At 51.6% G+C, this 22,671-nt stretch carries 21 protein-coding genes; 11 read left to right on the forward strand and 10 right to left on the reverse strand.

What is annotated here, in order from left to right:
• Positions 1–80 precede the first annotated feature (80 nt).
• Both HMPREF2700_RS03875 and trxA read left to right on the forward strand, forming a co-directional pair.
• Positions 81–1,646 (forward strand): ABC transporter ATP-binding protein, encoded by a 1,566-nt coding sequence (locus HMPREF2700_RS03875; protein ID WP_070590303.1) that lies wholly within the window; start codon positions 81–83, stop codon positions 1,644–1,646.
• A gap of 126 nt (positions 1,647–1,772) precedes the next feature.
• Complete coding sequence (gene trxA / locus HMPREF2700_RS03880) at positions 1,773–2,105, forward strand: thioredoxin TrxA (protein WP_003682963.1); 333 nt, start codon at positions 1,773–1,775, stop codon at positions 2,103–2,105.
• 61 nt (positions 2,106–2,166) lie between these two features.
• Here the strand turns inward: trxA and HMPREF2700_RS03885 are convergent, their stop codons facing one another.
• The 6 genes from HMPREF2700_RS03885 to HMPREF2700_RS03910 all read right to left on the reverse strand — a co-directional run bounded on the left by HMPREF2700_RS03885 (position 2,167) and on the right by HMPREF2700_RS03910 (position 6,869).
• Positions 2,167–2,484 (reverse strand): DUF2322 family protein, encoded by a 318-nt coding sequence (locus tag HMPREF2700_RS03885; protein ID WP_070590306.1) that lies wholly within the window; start codon positions 2,482–2,484, stop codon positions 2,167–2,169.
• 97 nt (positions 2,485–2,581) lie between these two features.
• Entirely contained in the window at positions 2,582–3,208 is a 627-nt protein-coding gene (gene upp / locus HMPREF2700_RS03890) for a uracil phosphoribosyltransferase (protein WP_070590308.1), read from the reverse strand.
• 148 nt (positions 3,209–3,356) lie between these two features.
• Complete coding sequence (grxD, locus tag HMPREF2700_RS03895) at positions 3,357–3,668, reverse strand: Grx4 family monothiol glutaredoxin (RefSeq protein ID WP_003681608.1); 312 nt, start codon at positions 3,666–3,668, stop codon at positions 3,357–3,359.
• A gap of 86 nt (positions 3,669–3,754) precedes the next feature.
• Positions 3,755–5,005, reverse strand: a complete 1,251-nt coding sequence (locus tag HMPREF2700_RS03900; RefSeq protein WP_070590310.1) for a glutamate-5-semialdehyde dehydrogenase — start codon at positions 5,003–5,005, stop codon at positions 3,755–3,757.
• Between the two features lie 9 nt (positions 5,006–5,014).
• Positions 5,015–5,818, reverse strand: a complete 804-nt coding sequence (gene proB, locus HMPREF2700_RS03905; RefSeq protein WP_070590313.1) for a glutamate 5-kinase — start codon at positions 5,816–5,818, stop codon at positions 5,015–5,017.
• Positions 5,819–6,083: 265 nt separating this feature from the next.
• Positions 6,084–6,869 (reverse strand): inositol monophosphatase family protein, encoded by a 786-nt coding sequence (locus HMPREF2700_RS03910; protein WP_036490235.1) that lies wholly within the window; start codon positions 6,867–6,869, stop codon positions 6,084–6,086.
• Between the two features lie 175 nt (positions 6,870–7,044).
• Between HMPREF2700_RS03910 and HMPREF2700_RS03915 the strand changes: the two genes are divergently transcribed.
• The 6 genes from HMPREF2700_RS03915 (at position 7,045) to HMPREF2700_RS03940 (ending at position 15,176) form a co-directional block, all read left to right on the forward strand.
• Positions 7,045–7,860, forward strand: coding sequence for an RNA methyltransferase (locus HMPREF2700_RS03915; protein ID WP_070590332.1), 816 nt, complete (start codon positions 7,045–7,047; stop codon positions 7,858–7,860).
• 40 nt (positions 7,861–7,900) lie between these two features.
• Complete coding sequence (locus HMPREF2700_RS03920) at positions 7,901–8,770, forward strand: DUF1853 family protein (RefSeq protein WP_070590315.1); 870 nt, start codon at positions 7,901–7,903, stop codon at positions 8,768–8,770.
• 35 nt (positions 8,771–8,805) lie between these two features.
• Positions 8,806–10,065: an RsmB/NOP family class I SAM-dependent RNA methyltransferase gene (locus HMPREF2700_RS03925; RefSeq protein WP_070590318.1), complete on the forward strand. Its 1,260-nt coding sequence runs from the start codon at positions 8,806–8,808 to the stop codon at positions 10,063–10,065.
• 303 nt (positions 10,066–10,368) lie between these two features.
• Positions 10,369–11,598: a TolC family protein gene (locus HMPREF2700_RS03930; RefSeq protein WP_070590335.1), complete on the forward strand. Its 1,230-nt coding sequence runs from the start codon at positions 10,369–10,371 to the stop codon at positions 11,596–11,598.
• A gap of 43 nt (positions 11,599–11,641) precedes the next feature.
• The gene (locus tag HMPREF2700_RS03935; protein WP_049335557.1) at positions 11,642–13,858 is read left to right on the forward strand and encodes a type I secretion system permease/ATPase; all 2,217 of its coding nucleotides are present in this window, start codon (positions 11,642–11,644) and stop codon (positions 13,856–13,858) included.
• A gap of 88 nt (positions 13,859–13,946) precedes the next feature.
• Positions 13,947–15,176, forward strand: a complete 1,230-nt coding sequence (locus tag HMPREF2700_RS03940; RefSeq protein WP_070590320.1) for an HlyD family type I secretion periplasmic adaptor subunit — start codon at positions 13,947–13,949, stop codon at positions 15,174–15,176.
• Between the two features lie 86 nt (positions 15,177–15,262).
• Here HMPREF2700_RS03940 and prfH read toward each other — a convergent pair whose 3' ends face one another.
• The 3 genes from prfH to pheA all read right to left on the reverse strand — a co-directional run bounded on the left by prfH (position 15,263) and on the right by pheA (position 18,523).
• A complete protein-coding gene (prfH, locus tag HMPREF2700_RS03945; RefSeq protein WP_083303945.1) occupies positions 15,263–15,901 on the reverse strand; it encodes a peptide chain release factor H in 639 nt (212 codons plus the stop codon).
• Positions 15,902–15,903: 2 nt separating this feature from the next.
• A complete protein-coding gene (locus HMPREF2700_RS03950; RefSeq protein ID WP_070590324.1) occupies positions 15,904–17,037 on the reverse strand; it encodes an RNA ligase RtcB family protein in 1,134 nt (377 codons plus the stop codon).
• A gap of 397 nt (positions 17,038–17,434) precedes the next feature.
• Positions 17,435–18,523 (reverse strand): prephenate dehydratase, encoded by a 1,089-nt coding sequence (gene pheA, locus HMPREF2700_RS03955; RefSeq protein WP_049323519.1) that lies wholly within the window; start codon positions 18,521–18,523, stop codon positions 17,435–17,437.
• Positions 18,524–18,694: 171 nt separating this feature from the next.
• Here pheA and tsaE point away from each other — a divergent pair, with 171 nt between their 5' ends.
• The gene (gene tsaE, locus HMPREF2700_RS03960; RefSeq protein WP_063076419.1) at positions 18,695–19,165 is read left to right on the forward strand and encodes a tRNA (adenosine(37)-N6)-threonylcarbamoyltransferase complex ATPase subunit type 1 TsaE; all 471 of its coding nucleotides are present in this window, start codon (positions 18,695–18,697) and stop codon (positions 19,163–19,165) included.
• Complete coding sequence (locus HMPREF2700_RS03965; RefSeq protein ID WP_070590326.1) at positions 19,153–20,400, forward strand: N-acetylmuramoyl-L-alanine amidase; 1,248 nt, start codon at positions 19,153–19,155, stop codon at positions 20,398–20,400. Before tsaE ends, HMPREF2700_RS03965 begins: the two co-directional genes overlap by 13 nt.
• Positions 20,401–20,465: 65 nt before the next feature.
• Here the strand turns inward: HMPREF2700_RS03965 and HMPREF2700_RS03970 are convergent, their stop codons facing one another.
• Entirely contained in the window at positions 20,466–21,068 is a 603-nt protein-coding gene (locus HMPREF2700_RS03970; RefSeq protein ID WP_049351216.1) for a DUF4230 domain-containing protein, read from the reverse strand.
• Positions 21,069–21,264: 196 nt separating this feature from the next.
• On the opposite strand from HMPREF2700_RS03970, the gene ribBA reads away from it, so the two are divergent.
• Positions 21,265–22,608 (forward strand): bifunctional 3,4-dihydroxy-2-butanone-4-phosphate synthase/GTP cyclohydrolase II, encoded by a 1,344-nt coding sequence (ribBA, locus tag HMPREF2700_RS03975; protein ID WP_210389852.1) that lies wholly within the window; start codon positions 21,265–21,267, stop codon positions 22,606–22,608.
• Positions 22,609–22,671 lie beyond the last annotated feature (63 nt).

A 22,671-nucleotide genomic window follows, 5' to 3' on the forward strand; every position in this document is an offset into this window, starting at 1 on the left:
CCGCTGTTTCAGACGGCCCCTTGATTCATGCAGGCCGTCTGAAAACCTGTCATAAACAAACTTTTCAGACGGCCACGACCATGACGACACCTATACTAGAAATCGAAAACCTAAACGGCTCCTTTCCGAGCAAGCAAGTCCTGCACGATATCAACCTGACCTTGCAACCCGGCCGCAAACTGGCATTGGTCGGCGAGAGTGGCAGCGGCAAAACCGTATTGTCGCAAGGCATTATGCGCCTCAATCCGATGGTTACCTTTGAAGGCAGTCTGAAATATTGCGGAACCGATCTGCTGATCCAGCCCGAACGCGCCCTGCAAAAACTGCGCGGCCGCGAAATCGGCATGGTGTTTCAAGAACCCATGACCGCCCTCAACCCCGTCATGCGTGTCGGCGAACAAATCGCCGAAGTCCTGTCCCTGCATTTGGGTTTGGATAAAAAACAGGCATGGGCGCGCGCTATCGAACTCCTGGACGAAACCGGCATCCACCAGCCTGAGCAAAAAGCCCAGGCCTATCCTTTCCAACTTTCCGGCGGTCAACGCCAACGCGCCATGATTGCCATGGCCGTATCAGCCCAGCCCAAGCTCCTGATTGCCGACGAGCCGACCACCGCTTTGGACGTTGCCGTTCAAGCCCAAATTCTCGACCTGCTCTCACGCCTGCAGGAAGAACACGGCATGACCATGCTCTACATTACGCACGACTTAAACCTTGTGCGCCGTTTTGCCGACGATGTCGCCGTTATGCGCAACGGCCGTATTCTCGAAACCGGCAAAGCAACCGAAGTCTTCGCCAATCCGCAGCATGAATACACCAAAATGCTGCTCAACGCCGGCACAACGCGACGCGTCGCCCCCTTGCCTGAAAATCCTGCCACCGTCCTTAAGGCCGAACAAATCGCCTTCTCCGTCAAAGAATCAGACGGTTGGTTTAAGAAACGCGACAAAACCATTCTCAACCCCATTTCTTTCGATCTCAAATCCGGCGAAACCTTAGGCATCATCGGCGAAAGTGGTTGCGGCAAAACCACGCTGGCGAAAGCCGTTATGCACCTTATCGATTCCGAAGGCAGTCTGATTGTCAACGGCGAGCCATGGAAACGCGAATTGAGACGCGAAATCCAAATGGTGTTCCAAGACCCGTTCGGCGCATTCAATCCGCGCATGAACGTCTTTGATACCGTTTCCGAAGCCTTGCGCGTTCACGAGCCAAGTATGCCGCGTGAAGAAATGTGCCGCCGCGTTCAAGAAGTCCTCAAACAAGTCGGCCTGCCCGAAGACGCCCTCGAACGCTATCCGCACGCATTCTCCGGCGGCCAGCGCCAACGCCTCGCCATCGCCCGCGCCATCATTGTCCGCCCAAAAATCCTCGTATTGGATGAACCAACCAGCGCGCTTGATGTCCAATGGCAACAACAAATCCTTGAATTGCTCAGCAGCCTGCAAAAAGAATACGGCCTCGCCTTCATCATCATCAGCCACGACCTTGCCGTCATCCGCGCCATTTCTCACCGCGTGATGGTGTTGAAAGACGGCAAAGTCGTTGAGGAAGGCGAATGCGAAAACGTGTTTGCCAATCCAAGCAGCGACTATACGCGCCATTTGATTGCACACTCCGGCCACATGGTTCAAGAGGCCGTCTGAATCTTTAAGGATTACGATAGGCACATTTCAAAAAAACTATTACCGGGTGGCGGCACTTGAAATTTTCCCTGTCTGCCACTATCCTGAACAACATATTTATTAATCCCGATTTAAAAGGAAACAAACATGAGCAGCGAATTGATTATCCACGCCAGCGATGCCAGCTTCGAACAAGACGTTTTGAAATCCGACGTACCTGTATTGCTGGACTTTTGGGCACCATGGTGCGGCCCTTGCAAAATGATTGCCCCAATCTTGGACGACATCGCATCCGAATTCCAAGGCCGTCTGAAAGTCGTTAAAATCAACATCGACGAAAATGAAGTCACTCCTGCCAAATTCGGCGTTCGCGGCATCCCTACCCTGATGGTGTTCAAAAACGGCAAAAACGTTGCAACCAAAGTCGGCGCATTGGCTAAAGGCCAACTGACTGCATTCGTTGAAGCTTCTATCGCTTAAGGCTTTAAGCATATAAAAAGGCCGTCTGAAACTTGTTTTCAGACGGCCTTTTTTGTATTCATTAAGCAGCCAAGGGTTTCAGAGTCAGGCTGATATTGTCAGCCTTTACTTTAAACAGCAAATCAATATTCGGATGCTTGCCCGGATTGGCTTCGGCATCGGCAACATGTTCGGCAAACCATGCCAGGCCGCGTTCTGCTGCCGCTGCGTCCAGCTTGCCGTCAAACTCTTGCGCCAAAGCATGATAAAGCTTGAGCGAGCCTTGTTTGCCGGGCGCATTGGGAATGTGATGAACCACATTGCCCTCTTTATCGAGAATATCCAAGCCGCTCAAATGGTCGATGGCAGGCATGGTGGCCAGATTATCTTGGAAGCTCATGATTGTCCTTTCTGATGTGGATTTTAAAGCAAACCATATAACAAAGCCGTCTGAAAGTTGATGTTTGACACTTTTCAGACGGCCTTAAACATTTCAATTAACGTGTACCGAAAATCTTATCGCCGGCATCGCCCAAGCCTGGGATGATGTAGCCGTGTTCGTTCAAGTGGCTGTCGAGCGCGGCAGTGTAGATGGTTACATCAGGATGCGCGTCATTGACAGCTTTCACACCTTCCGGAGCGGCAACCAATACCAATGCTTTAATGTTACGGCAACCTTTAGCTTTCAAAAGGTCGATGGTCGCAACCATAGAGCCGCCGGTCGCCAACATCGGGTCGATAATCAGGGCGGGACGCTCGGCCATACTGTCAACGAATTTCTCAAAGTAAGAAACCGGTTTCAGCGTTTCTTCATCGCGCTGCAAGCCGACAACGCTGATTTTAGCGGTAGGAATCAGGTCGAGTACGCCGTCGAGCATACCCAAACCGGCACGCAAAATAGGGACAACGGTCAAGGTTTTGCCTTTGATGCGGTCGCCTTCGATGGAGCCACACCAACCGTCAATGATGTATTTTTCGGTTTCAAAGTCGCGGCTGGCTTCATATGCCATCAGGCGTGCCAGCTCGGTAGTGAGCGTGCGGAATTTGTAGGTGCTGCATTCTGCCTCGCGCATCAAAGTCAGTTTGTGGCGGACGAGGGGATGATTGATGACGGTAACGTTCATTTTCTGTATTTCCGAGTTTCGTTGACGGAGTGAATTATACTTTTTTTCACGAATGGCGGAAAGGGTATGTTTCGTGCGAAAGGCCGTCTGAATCAGGGTTTCAGACGGCCTTTGTCAACAATTTTACATTACGGAATATTGTAGATGATTAAGCTTTCAGCAATTCTTGCAGTTCGCCGGCTTCGTACATTTCCATCAAAATGTCAGAACCGCCGACAAATTCGCCGTTGACGTACAATTGAGGAATAGTCGGCCAGTCGCTGTATTCTTTAATGCCTTGACGTACGGCATCGTTTTCCAATACGTTGACAGTCACATAGTCGGTGCAACCTGCCGCATTCAGGATTTGTACGGCACGGGAAGAGAAACCGCATTGTGGGAACTGCTTCGTACCTTTCATGAACAATACGACGCGGTGGGTGGTTACAACTTCTTTGATTTGATCGTGGATAGAGGACATGTGTGTTCCTTTTACTAAATCGGTTGTTCGGGGAAAATCAAATTTCCGCCATTATACGCAAATTGATGGAGTTGAGGGGGCGTTTCTCAACGTCGGATCTGACCGTTGCCGTTGATATAGAATTTGCTCGAAGTCAGCGCTTCCAAACCCATCGGGCCGCGGGCGTGCATTTTTTGGGTGGAAATACCAATTTCTGCACCCAATCCGAAAACAAAGCCGTCGGTAAACCGAGTGGACGCATTGACATAAACCGCCGCCGCATCAATGCTTTCTTGGAAAAATTCGGCATGGGCAATGCTTTGGGTCACAATCGCTTCCGAGTGATGCGTCGTGTGGCCGTTAATCCAATCGACGGCTTCTTCCACTGTTTTCACTATTTTGACCGACATAATATAGTCAAGAAACTCGGTACTGTAATCTTCCTCGGTTGCCAAAACAGCATTTTTAAACATACGCAATGCTTCCTGATCGGCTCTAAATTCGACCGGATGCACTTTGGCAACGGCTTCTTCCAGTTTGGGCAAAAACGCTTCCGCTATCTTTTCGTGGACAACCAAAGACTCCGCGGCATTGCACACGCTCGGACGCTGCGTTTTGGCGTTCACGACGATATCGACCGCCATCTCCAAATCGGCACTGTCGTCCACATAAATATGGCAATTACCGACTCCGGTTTCAATGACGGGAACTTTCGATTTCTCTTTCACCGTCTGAATCAAGCGCGCGCCGCCGCGCGGAATCAGTACATCAATATAATCGACTGCCTGCATCAATTCCTCGGCGGCGGCATGACTGGTATCTTCGACCAGCTGCACCACATCGGCATCCATTCCCGCTTGTACCAAAGTCTGCCTGATGACGGCAATCAATGCGGTATTGGAATGGATGGCATCGCGACCGCCGCGCAAAATAATGGCATTGCCGGTTTTAAAGGCCAGAGAAAACGCATCGACTGAAACATTCGGGCGGCTTTCAAAAATCATGGCGACCACACCCAAAGGCACGCGTTTTTGAACAATCTTCAAACCGTCCAAATTGGTATAACCGCGGACAACTTGCCCAATCGGGTCCTGTAAATCGGCAACCTGTTCAACGCCTTCCGCAATGCCTTTGATGCGTTCATGATTCAAGCGCAGCCTGTCGAGCATAATGTCCGAAATGCCGTTTTCTTTTGCAGCGGCCAAATCGCGGGCATTTTCCGACAAAATCATCTCAGCCTGTTCAACCAAAGCCGCCGCAACCTGACGCAGCAGATTGTTTTTTTCCACGCTTCCCAAGCTGATTAACGTTTTACTGGCTTTTTGAGCATTCTTGCCCAACTGTTCGATATAGCTCATAAAACCTCCCTATTTCTCTTGTGCAAACCACGTTCCGATAGGCGCGCCATCTAAAACCTGAAGAATATCGCGCGGATTGGCGCTGTTCATCAATACCATCTGGCCGTGATGTTCAAACATCATCTGCGCGCTCTTAATTTTACTGAGCATGCCGCCCGTACCAAACTTACTGCCCGATCCGCCGGCAGAAGCAATAATTTCCTCTGTAATATCGGCCACATGGCTGCGCAGCTTGGCATCGGCATGAACGGCCGGATTTTTATCAAACAAACCGTCGATATCGGACAACATAATCAGCAAATCGGCTTTAACAATTTTCGCCACAACTGCCGACAAACGGTCGTTATCGCCAAATTTGGTCGCATGATCCATCTCGTCCACGCTGACCGCATCGTTCTCATTGACAATGGGGATAACGCTGATGGAAAGCAGGGATTCAAAAGCATTGGTGACGTTTGCCAAACTTTCCGGATATTCGACCACATCACGCGTCAGCAGGATTTGCGATACCGTCATTCGATAATGGGAAAAAATCTGCGAGTAAAGGCTCATCATGGCCACTTGGCCGACGCTGGAAACAGCCTGCTGCTGCGCCATTTCCACCGGACGTTTTTCCATGTTGAGGACATTCAGCCCGAAGCCCATCGCGCCGGAAGACACCAACACAATTTCTTTACCCTTACTGACCAAGCTGGAAATGACAAAGGCCAATTGGTCGATTTTTGCCAAATTGATTTTGCCGTTTGGCAACACCAAAGAGCTGGTTCCAATCTTAATGACAATGCGTTTTACTGCTTCAAAATCTCGTTTCATTATTCTCCTCTGCTTTCTATTTTTATGATTGCATGCGGCATTATTTCAGCCAAACGTATCTACATCATAACTGCGTAGCAATAGAAAATACAGACAAAATTAAAAATGCTTCCTTTAAAAGCTATATTTTTTTAGCTTTTATCCAAATCCGTTAACAACAAAACAAAAGGCCGTCTGAAACCCTATTTCAGGTTTCAGACGGCCTTTTACCGATTATTGAGAACATGGCCTGCCATGATAAATACAGACCGTTCCTTACAAACTCTTATTGATGGTCAGAAATAATTTTCAGCATTTGTGCCAATACTTTAGGATTGGCTGCAACGATGTCGCCGCTTTCCAACCAGCCTTCATCACCGGACATATCGGTAACGATTCCGCCTGCTTCTTGGACAATCAATGCACCGGCGGCAATATCCCAAGGTTTGAGGTTGAACTCGAAGAAACCGTCCAAACGGCCGGCCGCAACGGCACACAAATCCAAAGAAGCCGCGCCTTCACGACGGCCGCCGGCGGTTTTGGCCAAGAAATCTTTCAAAATCGCCAGATACTTGTCCATCATGCTTTGATCGACAACAGGGAAGCCGGTACCGATCAGGCAGCGGTTCAATTCGATGCGGTTGGAAACGCGGATACGGCGGTCGTTGAGCAACGCGCCTTTGCCACGGGAAGCCATGTATACGTCGTTGCGCTCAGGTGCGTACACCAAAGCTTCTTGCAACACGCCTTTGTGCAGGAGTGCCATAGAGATAGCGTATTGGGGATGGCCGTGGAGGAAATTGGTTGTGCCGTCGAGCGGATCAATAATCCATTCGTACTCGGCAGTGGCTTTACCGTGGGAGCCGCCTTCTTCACAAGTGATTTTGTGATGCGGATAGGCTTCTTTAAGCGCTTCCACCAAAATCATTTCGGAGCTGCGGTCAACATCGGAAACGAAGTCGTTGAATGCTTTGCTGTCTACTTTGACGGCATCCAGATTGCCGGCGGCGCGAATCATCATTTGCCCTGCTTTACGGGCGGCTTTGAAAGCGGTATTTAAAAACGGATTCATGGTTTTCTTCCTAATTCAGGTAAAATACGCCCTAATGCGCCGAACAAGGCACACAAGAGACTGTTAATCGTTTCCGATGCTGTTAAAGAACATTTCAGACGGCATGGAAAAAGGCCGTCTGAAAACAAAAAGATGGCGCATTATACCTGATTCCCGTACAAACAGAAAACAAAACATGACTTCCGAAAAACCCGCCCTGCCCGCTTATCTGAACAACATCCGCATCATCCTCACGCGCACCAGCCATCCCGCCAATATCGGCTCCGCCGCGCGCGCCATGAAAACAATGGGCCTGCACAAATTAACCATCGTCGCCCCCAATCTGATGGCAACGCCGATGACGGAAAATCCGCCCGTGTTCGATCCGGAGCATCCGCAATCGTTTAAATTACCGGAAGAAAGCTTCATCCTCGCTTCCGGCGCGGTAGACGTTTTGGAAAATGCCACCATTGCCGCTTCTTTGGACGAAGCCCTTGCCGACACCACCATCGCCTGCGCCCTGACCAGCCGCCGCCGCGAAATCACCGCGCCGCTGCAAACCCCACGCGATTTGGTGCCCGAATTACTGCAAGCTGCCAACCGCGGCGAGAAAGTGGCGCTGGTTTTCGGCAACGAAACTTTCGGCTTGAGCATCGAAGAAGTCCAAGCCTGCAACCGACTGATGACCATCAACGGCAATCCCGACTATTTCTCGCTCAACCTCGCCCAAGCCGTACAGGTCGTGTGCTACGAAATCTTCAGCCAAACCGATTCGCCCATGACCCACCTTCAACAGGAAGACCACGCCGCAACCCACGAGCAAATCAAAGGCATGGTCGCCCACATGGAAAGCGTGATGAACGACATCGGCTTTTTCAACCGCCGCAACGGCGAGCGCCTGATGCGCCGTATGCAGAGCCTGTTCGGACGCGCCAACACGCAAACCGAAGACATCGATATCCTGCGCGGTTTTTTCAATACCGTCAGCCACCGTATCCATAAAAAAGACTGATTAAGGCCGTCTGAAACACATTTCCAGCTTTTCAGACGGCATGACTGATATTCGGATAAGCATGAATTACTCCCTAGACGCATTATGGTGGAAACTCACCAGCCAACCCGTCCGCGACCTCGCCTCGCTGCTGACTGCGCCGCCTTTGTGGCAAAGCGGTTGCGAATTGAGCGTGCGCGAACTATTGGGGGAACACGGTTTCCGCTACCTTTTGGCATTGGACGCCGATCCCGCTCCACTGAAGGAACACCTTGTCCAACGCGCCCCATTCGGCCACCGTCTCGGCATTTATGCCGAAGAGCTGCTGGCTTTTTGGTTTGCCAACGCACCGCACGCCGAACTGCACGCATACAATCTGCCCGTTTTTTCAGACGGCCAAACTTTAGGGGCTGCGGATTTTGTCGTTTCGCTTAATCAAAAGCCCTACCACATCGAGCTGGCGTGTAAATACTACGGCGGAGACCAAGTGCAAAACCTGCGCGGCCTTAATCCTAAAGACACGCTGACGGACAAAGCCGCCAAACTGGTGCAGCAATCCAAACTGCTGCATACGCCGCAAGGCAAATCGACCTTAACCGCACAAGCCCTGCCGGAGAATCCGCTTCCTGCTTCCATCGTGCGCGGCATCGGATTTTTTCCACAAGGTTTCCATGCTTTTGAGCCGCTGCTTAATCCATACGGCTGGCGCGGCGTCTATATTCAAGATTGGGCGGAGTACGGGTTTGAACGCCAAGAAGCTCGCTACCATCTGCTCGACCGTATGACCTACCTCGCGCCTGCACGTGTCGCTGAAACCGAAACATTGAACGAAACCGAAATCCGCCGTATCGACCAAGGCTTGATTGCCGTTTTGGAATTACGGCCGGACGGCTTTTGGCACGAAATCGAACGCATCATGAAGGCCGTCTGAAACCATTTACCAACTTTAAGAGAACCCATTACATTATGAACGCCGCACAACTCGACCATACCGCCAAAGTTTTGGCTGAAATGCTGACTTTCAAACAGCCTTCCGATGCCGTCCTCTCCGCCTATTTCCGCGAACACAAAAAGCTCGGCCGCCAAGACCGCCACGAAATCGCCGAAACTGCCTTTGCCGCGCTGCGCCACTATCAAAAAATCAGTACTGCCCTGCGCCGTCCGCACGCGCAGCCGCGCAAAGCCGCACTCGCCGCACTGGTTCTCGGCAGAAGCACCAACATCAGCCAAATCAAAGACCTGCTTGATGAAGAAGAAACAGAGTTCCTCGGCAATTTGAAAGCCCGTAAAACCGAGTTTTCAGACGGCCTGAATACCGCCGCAGAATTGCCGCAATGGCTGGTGAAACAGCTGCAACAGCATTGGAGCGAAGAAGAAATTCTCGCCTTCGGCCGCAGCATCAACCAACCTGCCCCGCTCGACATCCGCGTCAACACCTTGAAAGGCAAACGCGATAAAGTGCTGCCATTGTTGCAAACCGAAAGTGCCGATGCAGAAGCCACGCCTTATTCGCCTTGGGGCATCCGCCTGAAAAACAAAATCGCGCTTAACAAACACGAACTGTTTTTGGACGGTACGCTGGAAGTCCAAGACGAAGGCAGCCAGCTGCTTGCCTTATTGGTGGGCGCGAAACGAGGCGAAATCATTGTCGATTTCTGTGCCGGCGCCGGCGGTAAAACCTTGGCTGTCGGCGCGCAAATGGCCAACAAAGGCAGAATCTACGCCTTCGACATCGCCGAAAAACGCCTTGCCAACCTCAAACCGCGCATGACCCGCGCCGGACTGACCAACATCCACCCCGAACGCATCAGCAGCGAACACGACACCCGTATTGCCCGACTGGCAGGCAAAGCCGACCGTGTGTTGGTGGACGCACCCTGCTCCGGTTTGGGTACTTTACGCCGCAATCCAGACCTCAAATACCGCCAATCAGCCGAGACCGTGGCCAACCTTTTAGAACAACAACACAACATCCTCGATGCCGCCTCCAAACTGGTGAAACCGCAAGGCCGCTTGGTTTACGCCACCTGCAGCGTGTTGCCGGAAGAAAACGAGTTGCAAGTCGAACGTTTCCTGTCCGAACATCCCGAATTTGAACTCGTCAACTGCGCCGAACTGCTGCAAAGCCTGAAGATTGATTTGGATACCGGAAAATACCTGCGCCTCAACTCCGGAGAACACCAAACCGACGGCTTCTTTGCCGCTGTATTGCAACGTAAGGATTAAGGTTGAAAAAGGCCGTCTGAAATCCTTTCAGACGGCCTTTTTGATAAATTTTTTACATTAAAATCATTAGATACGATAGTCGCGCTCTGCAATAATATACTTTAAGGCATGTATCTCGACCTTTTATCAGAATATTGTGAAAAGCTGGCAAAAATGCTTTATGCTTTGTAAATGTATGTGTTCTCGTTCAAAATTCGCCCCGTCATGCCTCAGGCGATACCCGATACGGACAACGATAATATATAAATTATTTGGTTAGAAATCATGTCGCATATTTATTCTTCCCCCACAAAGCCCCGTTTATTGTCATCGGCCGTTGCCGTCGCCTGCTGTCTGTTGCCCTTTCAGACGGCCTCTGCATACAGCCTGCAAGACATCCTCAGGGACGCTTTAATCAGCGACCCGATTGTGCGTGAAGCCAAAGCCACTCAAGAAGCAGCGCAAAGCACGACCAAAGCCACGCGTGCGCGCCATTATCCTGTCGTGACCCTGACCGGCACGAAAGTGCTGGCGCAACACAATAAATATTCCAGCAACGACATGGAAGACGGTGTTGGCGTGCGCGGCAGCGTGAACATCTACTCATGGGGTGCGATTGAGGCCGCCGTCCGCCGCGACCGCAGCCGCGAAGAATACTATCAACACAAATACACCGAAAGCCAAGAGCAGCTGGGCAGCGATATTGGTCGCCTTTATCTGAGCGCATTGCGTGCAAAAGAAACCCTGATCCTCAACGAACAGACTTTGGCGCGCCACAACAACCTCTTAAAAGACTTAGACACCATCGTCAAATATGATGCCGGCCGCCGTTCCGAGCTGATTGAAGCGCGCGCGCGCCAACTGCAAGTGGCAAACATTATTGCCCAACAACGCCGCACCATGGATTTGGCCCTGAGCCGCCTGTCCCGCTATACCTCTCGCCAGCTGACTGCCAACGATTTGGAAGATCCGTTTAAAAACGACACGGCGAAATCCATCAGCGAACGCTTCAACAACCCCAACCGCAACAACAATCCATCCTATCAGGCGCAATTGGCCGAACGCGACAGCGTCCGTGCCGATTTGGACGCTTCCAAAGCCGAACGCCTGCCTGCCCTCAATTTGGAAGGCAGTGCGACGCGTAACACCAGACAGCTTTATTTAAACGTTGCATGGAATGTGTTGGATATTGCCGCACGACACAATGTGGAACGCAATGCCAAATCATTGATTGCCGCAGAAGCCAAGTCCGAACAAATCCTGCGCGACATGAACGAACGCGTTCAAACATCCGCCATCGATATGCAGGAAAGCGAACAGCGTACCGCGCTGACGGCGCAACACATCGCCGCCCAAAAAGAAGTCATCAAGGTGTACGAATTGCAGTTTAAAATCGCCCGACGTACGCTGACCGACGTTTTGAGCGCATACAGCGAATTATCCTCCATCGAGCAGGATTATGTTGCCGCCCGCAACGATTTCCGCGATGCAGCGCTCGACTATTTAAATACCCAGGCCAAGATCTCCGCTTGGGTCGGTTTGGCACAAAAATAAAGCCATATCCGCCGGTTAAACCAAAAACATTACGCGAAAAAATATGAAAGCCATCATTGAACACATCGTTTTAGTGACCCGCCTTTTGGGTGCGCCCGTATCCGAAGCCGCCTTGTCCGCCGAAGTCGTGCGCGACAAAAAGCTCAAGGTCAACTATCACTCGCTGGTCGAAGTCCTGCGCAGCCACGGCTTTGAAAACACCTTATCCAAACGCAATCTGGAAGACATCCCCTCACTCGCCGTGCCGGTCATGATTATCCTGCACAACGAAGAGGCAGCGGTCATCACCCAAATCGAAGGCTCCGGCCAAGAGCGTAAATACCATATCCGCCAGGTGGACGGTTTGGAACAAGAACTCAGCCACGAACAGCTCTCCGGCCTGTATTTGGGTTACTGCTGGTTTATCAAACCCAAAATGGCGACTGATATGCGCTCGGAGCTGCCTGAATACCATTTGCCCAAAGCATGGTTTTGGAAAGTCATTTGGCGTTTCCGCAGCTACTACTACCAAGTCATCTTGGCCACCATCATCATCAACTTCCTTGCACTCGTCAGCTCCCTGTATGTGATGAACGTGTACGACCGCGTGATTCCCAACCAAGCCTATGAAACCTTGTGGGTTTTGAGCATCGGCGTGGTCTTGGCGATTTTGTTTGAGTTTGCCGCCAAGATGATTCGCGGTCATTTGACCGATATTGCCGGTAAAAAAGCCGACCTGATCATCAGCTCCGCCCTGTTCCGCCGCGTGATGGCATTGCGTCTGGCAGACCGTCCAGCTTCTTCCGGTTCATACGCCAGCAATTTACGCGAATTTGAAGCCGTGCGAGAGTTCATGACCAGTGCCAGCTTGTTGACTATTGTCGACTTGCCTTTCCTGTTGCTGTTTATCTTCGTGATTTCCATGGTCGGCGGCAAACTGGCACTCGTTCCCCTAACCATCATTCCGATTGTCGTGATTGTCGGTTTTGTCGTACAACGCCCGCTCTCTCGCCACATCAACGAATCGATGAAAGAAGGTTCGCAACGCTCCGGCCTTGCCGTTGAAGCCATCGAAGGCATCGAAACCCTGAAAACCAACAACGCCACATCTTGGGCGCAACAACGTTGGGACGAATACACCGCCAAAACTTCCGCTTCCTCCATCAAAGTCAAAGACACCAGCAACTTCATGGTCAACTTCGCCGTTGCCATGCAGCAGCTCAATACCGTCTTTTTGGTCGTCGTCGGCACCTATCTGATTCATGCCGACAACCATGCGGAACGCATCACCATGGGTGCATTGATTGCCTCCGTGATTCTGTCCGGCCGCGCCTTGGCGCCGTTGGCACAAATCGCCGGTCTGGCGACCCGCTTCCAACAGGCCAAACTTGCCCTCAAAGGCGTAAACGATATCGTTACCCGCCCTATCGAGCGTAATCCGGAACGCAAATACATTACTTTGGACAACGTACAAGGCAATATTACCTTTGAAAACGTATCGTTCAAATATCAAGCCGACAACAACAGCGCTGTCGAAGACTTGCGCCTGACCATCAAACCGGGCGAAAAAGTCGGTATTTTGGGCCGTATCGGCAGTGGTAAAAGCACCATGCTCAAACTGGCCAGCGGTCTGTACGACACTGAAAAAGGCAACGTTACCCTTGACGGCGTCGATATGCGCCAGCTTGACCCCAACTTCCTGCGCGATCAAGTCCTGCTGTTGAGCCAATCGCCACGCCTGTTCCTCGGCACATTGCGTGAAAATATGGACTTGGCGCGTACCGGCAGCTATTCTACCGACCAAGACTTACTGACTGCGCTCAACCGCTTCGGCCTCGACAAAATCATCCGCAACCATCCACGCGGTTTGGATATGCCTCTGGGTGAAGACGGTTTGGGCTTGTCCGGCGGTCAAAAACAAATCATCGCCTTGGCGCGCATGACCTTGCGCAACCCGAAAGTCGTCTTGCTGGACGAGCCGACCACCAGCCTGGACCAAGCCACTGAGCGTATGGCGCTCAATGCCATTGCACAATGGGGCCGCAACCGCACCATGCTTTTGGTGACCCACCGTCCGCAAGTGCTGCAAATCGTCAACCGCATCATTGTGATGGACAATGGTAAAGTCGTGATGGACGGCCCGCGTGACCTGGTATTGCAAAAACTCATGCAAAACGAACAGGCCAAAGCAGCCAACGTTAAACAACAACAGCAACAAGCTGCTGCAGTCAAACAGCAGCAACAACAAGCTGCCGCAGCCCCTCAATCGGCAGCACAATAAAGCAAAAGGCCGTCTGAAACCTACTTACTCTTTCAGACGGCCTGCCCTAATGGTTAAAATCCACCAAACACAATAAAGATACACGATTATGAGCCGCGAAAACAACGTCAAATCCAAAGACCTACACCTCATCAACGACCTCAACGCCGCCCTTCAAAAAGAAAAACACAGTGGCCAGTTTATTGTCATCATCCTGTTTTTTATTCTGATGATTGTCTTCGTTATTTGGGCTTACAACAGCCCTGTCGAAGAAGTGACCCGTGGCAACGGCAATATCATTCCCAGCAGCCGTGAGCAAGTAATCCAAAGCCTGGATCCCGGCATCGTAACCGAAATCATGGTTAAAGAAGGCGATATGGTCGAGAAAGATCAGATTCTAATGAAACTCGACGACACACGCAGCTCCGCCGTTTTGCGCGAAAGCGAAGCCAAAGTCGAAAACCTCGAAGCCACTGTTGCCCGCCTTAAAGCCGAAGCCTACGGCACCAAGCTTTCCTTCCCTGACAGCGTGGGTCCTGAGCTTCGCCGTCGCGAAATCGCCGCCTACAAAGCACGCCGTCAAGCCATGACCGACGCCGTCAGCGGCCTTTCCCAAAGCAAGGCCGCACTTGACCGCGAAATCGCCATTACCGCACCTATGGTTGCCGAAGGCGTGGTTTCCGAAGTCGAACTTTTAAGAATGCGCCGCGATTCCGCAGACTTGGCCACCCAAATCTCCGAACGCCGCAACCGCTACAAAGCCGATGCCAACAACGAACTCTTGCAAGCCGAATCCGAGCTGGCGCAATCCAAAGAAAATGTTGCCATGCGTGCCGACCCGGTTGAACGCTCGCAAATCCGCGCGCCTATGCGCGGCATCGTCAAAGGCATAAAAGTCACCACCATCGGCGGCGTTGTAAATGCAGGCGAAGACATCATGCAAATCGTCCCGGTTGACGACAAACTGCTGGTCGAAGCCTATATCCGTCCGCAAGACATCGCCTTTATCCGTGCAGGCCAACCTGCATTGGTTAAAGTCAGCGCATACGACTACTCCATCTACGGCGGTTTGGAAGGCAAAGTTACCCTCGTCGGCGCCGATACCGTCAGCAACTCCATGCAAAACCGTGCCAACGACCTGAAACTCGACCCGAACCAAGTCTATTACCGTGTTCTCGTCCAAACCGAAAACAACTCCCTGAAAGACAAAAACGGCAAACCTATGCCGATTATTCCGGGCATGGTCGCAACGGTAGACATCAAAACCGGTGAAAAAACCATCTTCCAATATCTGATCAAACCAATTACACGTATGAAACAAGCGTTAAGCGAACGCTAATCGATAAAACGATAAAAGGCCGTCTGAACATTTTCAGACGGCCTTTGGTTTATGTTTTCACTATGCCTGTTTATCCGACAGGCAAATTACTTCTCCTTAAAAATAGCTCCGACAAACGTCCTTTTCGGATTGCCGCGCTCAACTTGATAGAGTTGCGCGTGCTGGTCCTGCGCAAAACTTCCAGCTTGTCCGGCATGATGCTCCGCCAGCTTTTGCGCCAATAACATTACCGCCAATTTTTTATTGGCGTGCTGGCTGCGTTCGCTCTCGACCCGCACGGAAATGCCGCTTTCTTTATGGGTAGCGCGGACGGCGCTTTCGGTTTTATTGACGTGTTGCCCACCCTTGCCGCCCGAACGACAGGTTTGAAACTCGATTCCGTTTTCAGACGGCATTTCATACATCTGCGGCATATCGGGCAAACGGAAAACGCCTATATACCAATTTTTGCGCGGATGTTTCGGGCGGACAGGGCTGGGGCATATCCATTGGAGCGTTCCCTGCCAAGTTTGCGCCAAACTTTCGGCTTTCTGCCCTTCCAATTTGAGCGTTGCCGACAAAATGCCGTGCTTATCGGCGATTTCAGTAACAAGTTCGGCATCAATACCTTTTGCTTGAGCTTCGGCAAGTAATTTACCTAAGACGAAACGGGCAAATATACGGCACTCTGCCGGCCCTTGCGCGGTGGAAATTTGCAGATAAATCAATGGTGTATTCTGTTTCATCTTTACACTCCACACTCGCCACCGGTTTTATAAGTCAAAACAGGCTTGAACCGCGCGACCAATTCAATCAAACCTGCGTTTTTCATGGCGGCAATAACGCTGTCGATGCTTTTATAAGCCTGTGGCGCTTCTTCAAAAATCAAGGCCTTATCCTGACAAACGACTACGCTGCCAAATTCGGTCTGGCGCAGGCTGTCGGCAGTGTATTTGTGCGACAGCCTGCCTTTGCATTCGCCGCGCTGCCATTTCCGACCTGCGCCGTGAGCCAAGGTATTCAACGAAATTTGGCAGTCTTCTGCAGGTTGGACCAGATAGCTGTAATCGCCGCGCGAGCCGGGTATCATGACCAAGCCTTTATCGGTGGGCGTTGCGCCTTTTCGGTGCAGCCAACCGGTTGTGCCGTCAATCTCGGTTTGTTCCAAAAAATTATGATGGACGTCGAGCAGGCATGTTCCTTCTGAGCACCAACGGTCAAGCATTCTGGCCGCAATCAAACGGCGGTTAAGGCTGGCAAATTCAAGGGCTGCTTGGTGTTCGGCAAGATAGGCTGCCGCCGCTTCGCCCTCTTCCGCCAAACCTTGATGCCCAAAGGCGGTAATATGGCGTTGCAAAATCTGCTGGCCCAATCCGCGCGAACCGCTATGCACCAACAGTTGCAGATGGTTTTCATCAAAATCGGGCGGAAGCAGATCGGCGCGATAAACGGTATCAACGGTTTGCAACTCGGCAAAATGGTTGCCACCGCCAATCGTACCTACGGCAAGGCCGTCTGAAAATTGGCGCATATCGACAGCATCGCCTAATAAATCAACCTGTTCGTCTTTGTCCAACGGTGTATCGATATTGCCCAGCTGTTTGGCGAGTTTGGCCGGTTTGAGTTTGGCTGCGCGTAAATCGGTCTGCCAAAACGCCATGCCGCAACCGATGTCGTTCCCAATCAGGGCAGGATAAAAATGACGGTCGCTGAAAAATGCCGCGCCAACCGGATAACCGCGCCCTGCGTGTAAATCCGGCATTCCGGCAACGCGCAACATATGCGGTAATTGAGCGGTGGTTTCGAGCTGTGCAACAGCGTTGCCTTCAATCCATGTATTTGAATCGGCAATAATTTGAATATGATGGGGATAATTGCCCATGTGTTTATGCTTTCTTTAAAACGGATAGAAACCGTCAACAGATGACAATAGGTATCCACCGTCTGCGAAATGTTAAGACGGCCTGGCTTCTAGCCGATAATCGTAGGGAAAGCAGCCCGAAGCGGGTGACATGGAATGCGAAAAGCGTTATCCGAAAGTCAGACCGACGCTTGGGCTGCAAAGAATGTGATTGAGCGGATTGAAGTATTGCGTGTCATGGCTTGCTCCTTTCTTTGCATGAAAATATTAAAAACGTTCGGATTATAGAGTGTTCATTTCCAATCATGCAAACTTACTGACATTAATCTGCCAATGATGTTGCATAAATGGCAACTATCGAGAATATGATTTAGGCCGTCTGAAAACTTTTCAGACGGCCTTTGATGCCCAATAATCCTTACAAAACAACGGTCGGATAAGAGCCGACAACTTTCACGAAGGAAGCTCGTTCGCCCAAAAGCTGCAAGGCTTTTTGGACATTTTCATCGCTTTGATGGCCTTCGATATCGATGAAAAACAGGTATTCCCACAAAACCGATTTACTTGGGCGGCTTTCAAATTTGGTCATAGAAATACCCAACTCGGTGAAGGGTTGCAACAAAGAAGTAACGGCACCGGCACGGTTGGGTGCGGAGACGACCAAAGAGGTTTTGTCGTTGCCGCTGCGGCCGGTTTCTTGATGGCCCATCACCAAGAAGCGCGTGGTATTGTTTGGCTCGTCTTCGATACACTCGGCGGCAAAGCTCAACTGATAAATTTCCGCGGCAATACGTCCGGCAATGGCGGCCACATTCGGGCTGTCAGATTCGGCAACCAAACGCGCTGCTTCGGCATTGCTGGCTACGGCGATACGTTCGGCATTGGGCAGGTTGCGGCCAAGCCAGTCATTGCATTGCGCCAAGGCTTGGGCATGGGCGAAAACTTTGGTAATGCCGCCGATTTCGTGGCTGTCTTTACGCAACAGGTTGTGATGAATGCGGACAACCACTTCGCCGCAGGCTTTCAACGCAGTTACGGCCAACAAGTCCAAAGTTCGCCCCACCGAGCCCTCGGTCGAATTTTCTACCGGTGCCACCAAATAATCGGCTTGACGCGTTTCAACTTGTTTGAAGCAGTTGTCGATGGTGGTACACGCCATGGTGTGTGCGGCGTGGCCGAAATGTTTGATGGCGGCTTGCTGGGTGAATGTTCCCTTCGGGCCCAAATAGGCAATCGTCAGCGGACGCTCTACCGCCAAACATTCGCTCATAATCTCGCGAAACAGCCGAGTGACCGATTCATCAGGCAAAGGGCCGCGGTTCAAATCCTGAATCCGGCGCAAAACGGCCACTTCCCGTTCAGGACGGTACACCGCGCCTGTCCCTTTCAATTCGCCGATAGCATGCGCATGCCCGGCGCGCTCGTTGAGCAAACGGAGGATTTCCGCATCGATGCTGTCGATGGCATTGCGGTGCGGCAATAATTGTTCGTCTATGGATAAAGGCATAAGTTGTCTCGCAATATTGTGAGGGATATTTTCATTCTAACATTAAAGGCCGTCTGAATTCCGTTTTCAGACGGCCTCAACACTATCTTTATCTAACTTTATCGTCTATCAGGTTTGCAAACGCCGCCAATTCCATCATAATTAAGCCTTTTGAACGACAAGGCCTATTCCATGCACTCAAACGGACTGTACACCCGTTTTCTGCCCGATGAAGAAGCAACCCTGAAACTGGGTGAAGAATGGAGCAAGCAGCTTTCCGCTCCGCTGACCATCTATCTTGAAGGCGGGCTGGGTGCAGGCAAAACCACGCTGACACGCGGGATTTTGCGCGGACTTGGACATACGGGCGCAGTCAAAAGCCCGACTTACACCATTGTCGAATCTTATCCGCTGGATACATTCACCCTCCACCATTTCGACCTCTACCGCTTTACCATGCCCGAGGAATGGGAAGATGCCGGTTTGGACGAATTGTTTGCGCCCGACAGCATCTGCCTCATCGAATGGCCGCAGCAAGGTGGGGAATTCACGCCTCCGGCAGACATTACCATTACATTGACGTACACCGATAAGGGCAGAACCTGCACCTTTTCCGCCCACACAAACCAAGGCCGAAAAAGTTTAGAATCATGGTCAAATTAACTAGAAGACACATTCTCCGTCAAGGCACAGGACTATTTCTCACCCTCACGCCCGTTGGTGCCGCATTGGCCAAACCGGCCTCTCCTGCGCAATTCCTTGCCGTCCGCATTTGGCCGGCGAACGCCTACACACGCGTTACCCTTGAGAGCAACCACTCGATGAAATACCAACATTTTATGTTGGACAACCCCAGCCGGTTGGTTGTAGATATTCAAGGAGCGGAAATCAACAGCGTCCTGCAAGGCATTTCCAGCAAAGTGCTGTCTAACGACCCTTTTATCCGCAGCATTCGCGCCGGTCAAAATACGCCCAATACCGTGCGTATCGTCATCGACCTCAAACAAAGCACCCATCCGCAAGTCTTTGCGCTCGCACCCGTCGGTAACTTCAGAAACCGCCTGGTTATCGACCTCTATCCGCACGGCGCAGATGCCAACGACCCGATGATGGCCTTACTCAACGGCAATGTCCCCAAACAACGTCCGAATACCAATATCGCATACGACACCCCTGCCCCTAAAAGCAATCGCGGCAGCGGCGGCAACCGCCGTCCCGTGATTATGATCGACCCCGGTCATGGCGGCGAAGACCCCGGCGCAATCGGCCCGAGCGGCCTCAAAGAAAAAAACGTCGTACTCTCCATCGCACGCGAAACCAAAAAACGCCTCGAAGCCTTGGGTTACAACGTATTTATGACGCGCAACGAAGACATCTTTATCCCATTGGGCGTACGCGTTGCCAAAGGCCGTGCACGCAATGCCGACGTATTCGTATCCATCCACGCCGATGCCTTTACCAGCCCGTCCGCTCGCGGTACCGGCGTATATATGCTCAATACCAAAGGCGCGACCAGCTCGGCGGCAAAATTCCTTGCCCAAACCCAAAACAACGCCGACGCCATCGGCGGCGTACAAACCAGCGGCAACCCCAATGTCGACAACGCCATTTTGGATATGACCCAAACCGCAACCCTGCGCGACAGCCGCAAGCTTGGCCATTCCGTCCTGACTGAATTGGGCAAACTCAACCAACTGCATAAAGGCCGTGTTGACGAAGCCAACTTCGCCGTCCTCCGTGCGCCGGATGTTCCGTCCATTTTGGTGGAAACCGCCTTCCTCTCCAACCCTACCGAAGAGCGGCTGCTTGGCAGCGAATCCTTCCGCCAGCAATGCGCCCAAGCCATTGCCACCGGTATTCAAAAATACATCAATACCGCCGTTTTACAACGCGGTTAATGGCTTGATGAAACAAAGGCCGTCTGAAAATTTTTCAGACGGCCTTATCTTTTCAAGCAATCTATTTAACCGCACTTCCCTACCGCAGCCGGATACACCGACACCTTCGTCTGCGTCAATGCAAACAGGTTTTCCAACTGCGTTTGCGCCTGACGGTTGGCATGTTCCAAAATCTCAGCCTTACACGCGCTTTGCAATACCTGCCGTCTCGCCTCTTCCTGCACCGTCTTAAATACAGACTTATCCATAGGCAGCAAATTAAACGAGCCGGTCTGAATATCGTACACTTCGATATTTTCCAAATCCACGCTCAAGATTTCCACCGCCGGCAGGCTAATCAATACCTTGTCGTCCACAATATTGACATTGTCCGCGCCTAACTTGTCCAAATCCAAACCGGCCAACACCTTGCCGCGCACAATAAAAATACCGCTTTGCGAGTCCTGCCACAGCCTGCGCCAATCCCCTTTTTTCTCCGTACGGATAATCGTATCGATATAAAATGCCGTACTTTCCAAGCGGTTCATCTGCTTAATCTGCATCAAAACCCCCTCACGGGACAAAACCTGATGTTCTTCGTTCTGACCATGCAGGGCATAAAACCAGCCGCCCGCAGCCGTCAGCGCACACAACACCAGCACGACCAATCCGCGCCCAAGCATTTTCATTTCAAACATCCCCCGTTAAAATAATCATCAAAACATTCCCCATATTCTCCCAAAACCGTCAATTTCAAGCCATACCCAGGCCGTCTGAAACATTAAAACTTATTACCAAAAAGTAATAAAAAAATCTCAACGAATAAAGTTTGCCTTTTGGTAAAGACAAGACTACAATCCATTACACACAATTCAATTTCATCTCATCATGAATACCACCGACCTGCGCCGCCACAACCTGCGGCAATGGATAACACAACACCACAACGGCCAGCAGACCAAGTTTGCCCAAGCCATCGCCATCAACCAAGGCGAGCTGTCCGCCCTACTGAAAAACAAATCTTTCGGCGAGAAAAAAGCCCGAAAAATCGAGCAGGCAGCCAATATGCCCGACATGTGGCTGGATCAAGACCACCAAGACCGCCACACCCCCACCATCAGCCAAGAAAGAAATACCATGTCCCACATCTCCACCATCCCCGAAATCCTAGCAGACATCAAAGCCGGCAAAATGGTCATCATCACCGATGCCGAAGACCGCGAAAACGAAGGCGACTTGCTGATGGCCGCCCAATTCGTTACCCCCGAAGCCATCAACTTCATGATCAAAAACGCGCGCGGCCTGGTCTGCCTGCCGATGGACGGCGAAATGGTCGAAAAACTCGGCCTGCCTATGATGACCCAGAAAAACGGCGCGCAATACGGCACCAACTTTACCGTCTCTATCGAAGCCGCCCACGGCATTACCACCGGCATTTCCGCCGCCGACCGCGCCCTGACCATTCAAACCGCCGTTTCCCCATCCGCCAAACCAGAAGACATCGTCCAACCCGGCCACATCTTCCCACTGCGCGCCCAAAAAGGCGGCGTACTCGTCCGCGCCGGACACACCGAAGCCGGCGTTGACCTGGCACAAATGAACGGCCTGATTCCCGCCGCCGTCATCTGCGAAATCATCAACGACGACGGTACCATGGCGCGTATGCCCGAACTGATGAAGTTCGCCGAAGAACACAACCTCAAAATCGGCACCATTACCGACCTCATCGAATACCGCAGCCGTACCGAAAGCCTGCTCGAAGACATGGGCAACGCACCCGTACAAACCCCGTGGGGCGAGTTCCAACAACACGTTTACGTCGACAAACTTTCCGGCGAAACCCACCTCGCCCTCGTCAAAGGCACACCAACCACCGACGAAGAAACCCTCGTCCGCGTCCACGAGCCCTTCAGCGTCATGGACTTCATCCAAGCCAATCCACGCCATTCATGGTCATTGCCTAAAGCCCTTGAGCGCATCCAACAAGCCGAAAGCGGCGTAGTCATCCTCCTGCACCGTACCGAAGACGGCGCCACCCTGCTCGACCGCACCCTGCCCAAAGGCGCAAACCAAGCCTACAAATGGGACAGCAAAAGCTACGGCATAGGCGCACAAATCCTCGCCGGCCTCAACGTCAAAAAACTGCGCGTCCTCGGCCAGCCTTCATCCTTCACCGGCCTTACCGGCTTCGGCTTAGAAGTCGTCGGCTTTGAAGAAGCTGAAAAATAATCTTGCTTGATTGATTCTCAAAGCAAATGAAATAAAAGGCCGAGACCTTTGCAAAATTCCCCA

Origin of the sequence: Neisseria sp. HMSC068C04 (assembly GCF_001810105.1) — a bacterium.
Taxonomy (GTDB): domain Bacteria; phylum Pseudomonadota; class Gammaproteobacteria; order Burkholderiales; family Neisseriaceae; genus Neisseria; species Neisseria flavescens_B.

What these genes read in the sequence shown, in the direction of transcription:
- HMPREF2700_RS03875 (WP_070590303.1), top strand. Translation starts at nt 81, where the DNA reads ATGACGACACCTATACTAGAAATCGAAAACCTAAACGGCTCCTTTCCG.
- trxA (WP_003682963.1), top strand. Translation starts at nt 1,773, where the DNA reads ATGAGCAGCGAATTGATTATCCACGCCAGCGATGCCAGCTTCGAACAA.
- HMPREF2700_RS03885 (WP_070590306.1), bottom strand. Translation starts at nt 2,484, where the DNA reads ATGAGCTTCCAAGATAATCTGGCCACCATGCCTGCCATCGACCATTTG.
- upp (WP_070590308.1), bottom strand. Translation starts at nt 3,208, where the DNA reads ATGAACGTTACCGTCATCAATCATCCCCTCGTCCGCCACAAACTGACT.
- grxD (WP_003681608.1), bottom strand. Translation starts at nt 3,668, where the DNA reads ATGTCCTCTATCCACGATCAAATCAAAGAAGTTGTAACCACCCACCGC.
- HMPREF2700_RS03900 (WP_070590310.1), bottom strand. Translation starts at nt 5,005, where the DNA reads ATGAGCTATATCGAACAGTTGGGCAAGAATGCTCAAAAAGCCAGTAAA.
- proB (WP_070590313.1), bottom strand. Translation starts at nt 5,818, where the DNA reads ATGAAACGAGATTTTGAAGCAGTAAAACGCATTGTCATTAAGATTGGA.
- HMPREF2700_RS03910 (WP_036490235.1), bottom strand. Translation starts at nt 6,869, where the DNA reads ATGAATCCGTTTTTAAATACCGCTTTCAAAGCCGCCCGTAAAGCAGGG.
- HMPREF2700_RS03915 (WP_070590332.1), top strand. Translation starts at nt 7,045, where the DNA reads ATGACTTCCGAAAAACCCGCCCTGCCCGCTTATCTGAACAACATCCGC.
- HMPREF2700_RS03920 (WP_070590315.1), top strand. Translation starts at nt 7,901, where the DNA reads ATGACTGATATTCGGATAAGCATGAATTACTCCCTAGACGCATTATGG.
- HMPREF2700_RS03925 (WP_070590318.1), top strand. Translation starts at nt 8,806, where the DNA reads ATGAACGCCGCACAACTCGACCATACCGCCAAAGTTTTGGCTGAAATG.
- HMPREF2700_RS03935 (WP_049335557.1), top strand. Translation starts at nt 11,642, where the DNA reads ATGAAAGCCATCATTGAACACATCGTTTTAGTGACCCGCCTTTTGGGT.
- HMPREF2700_RS03940 (WP_070590320.1), top strand. Translation starts at nt 13,947, where the DNA reads ATGAGCCGCGAAAACAACGTCAAATCCAAAGACCTACACCTCATCAAC.
- prfH (WP_083303945.1), bottom strand. Translation starts at nt 15,901, where the DNA reads ATGAAACAGAATACACCATTGATTTATCTGCAAATTTCCACCGCGCAA.
- HMPREF2700_RS03950 (WP_070590324.1), bottom strand. Translation starts at nt 17,037, where the DNA reads ATGGGCAATTATCCCCATCATATTCAAATTATTGCCGATTCAAATACA.
- pheA (WP_049323519.1), bottom strand. Translation starts at nt 18,523, where the DNA reads ATGCCTTTATCCATAGACGAACAATTATTGCCGCACCGCAATGCCATC.
- tsaE (WP_063076419.1), top strand. Translation starts at nt 18,695, where the DNA reads ATGCACTCAAACGGACTGTACACCCGTTTTCTGCCCGATGAAGAAGCA.
- HMPREF2700_RS03965 (WP_070590326.1), top strand. Translation starts at nt 19,153, where the DNA reads ATGGTCAAATTAACTAGAAGACACATTCTCCGTCAAGGCACAGGACTA.
- HMPREF2700_RS03970 (WP_049351216.1), bottom strand. Translation starts at nt 21,068, where the DNA reads ATGAAAATGCTTGGGCGCGGATTGGTCGTGCTGGTGTTGTGTGCGCTG.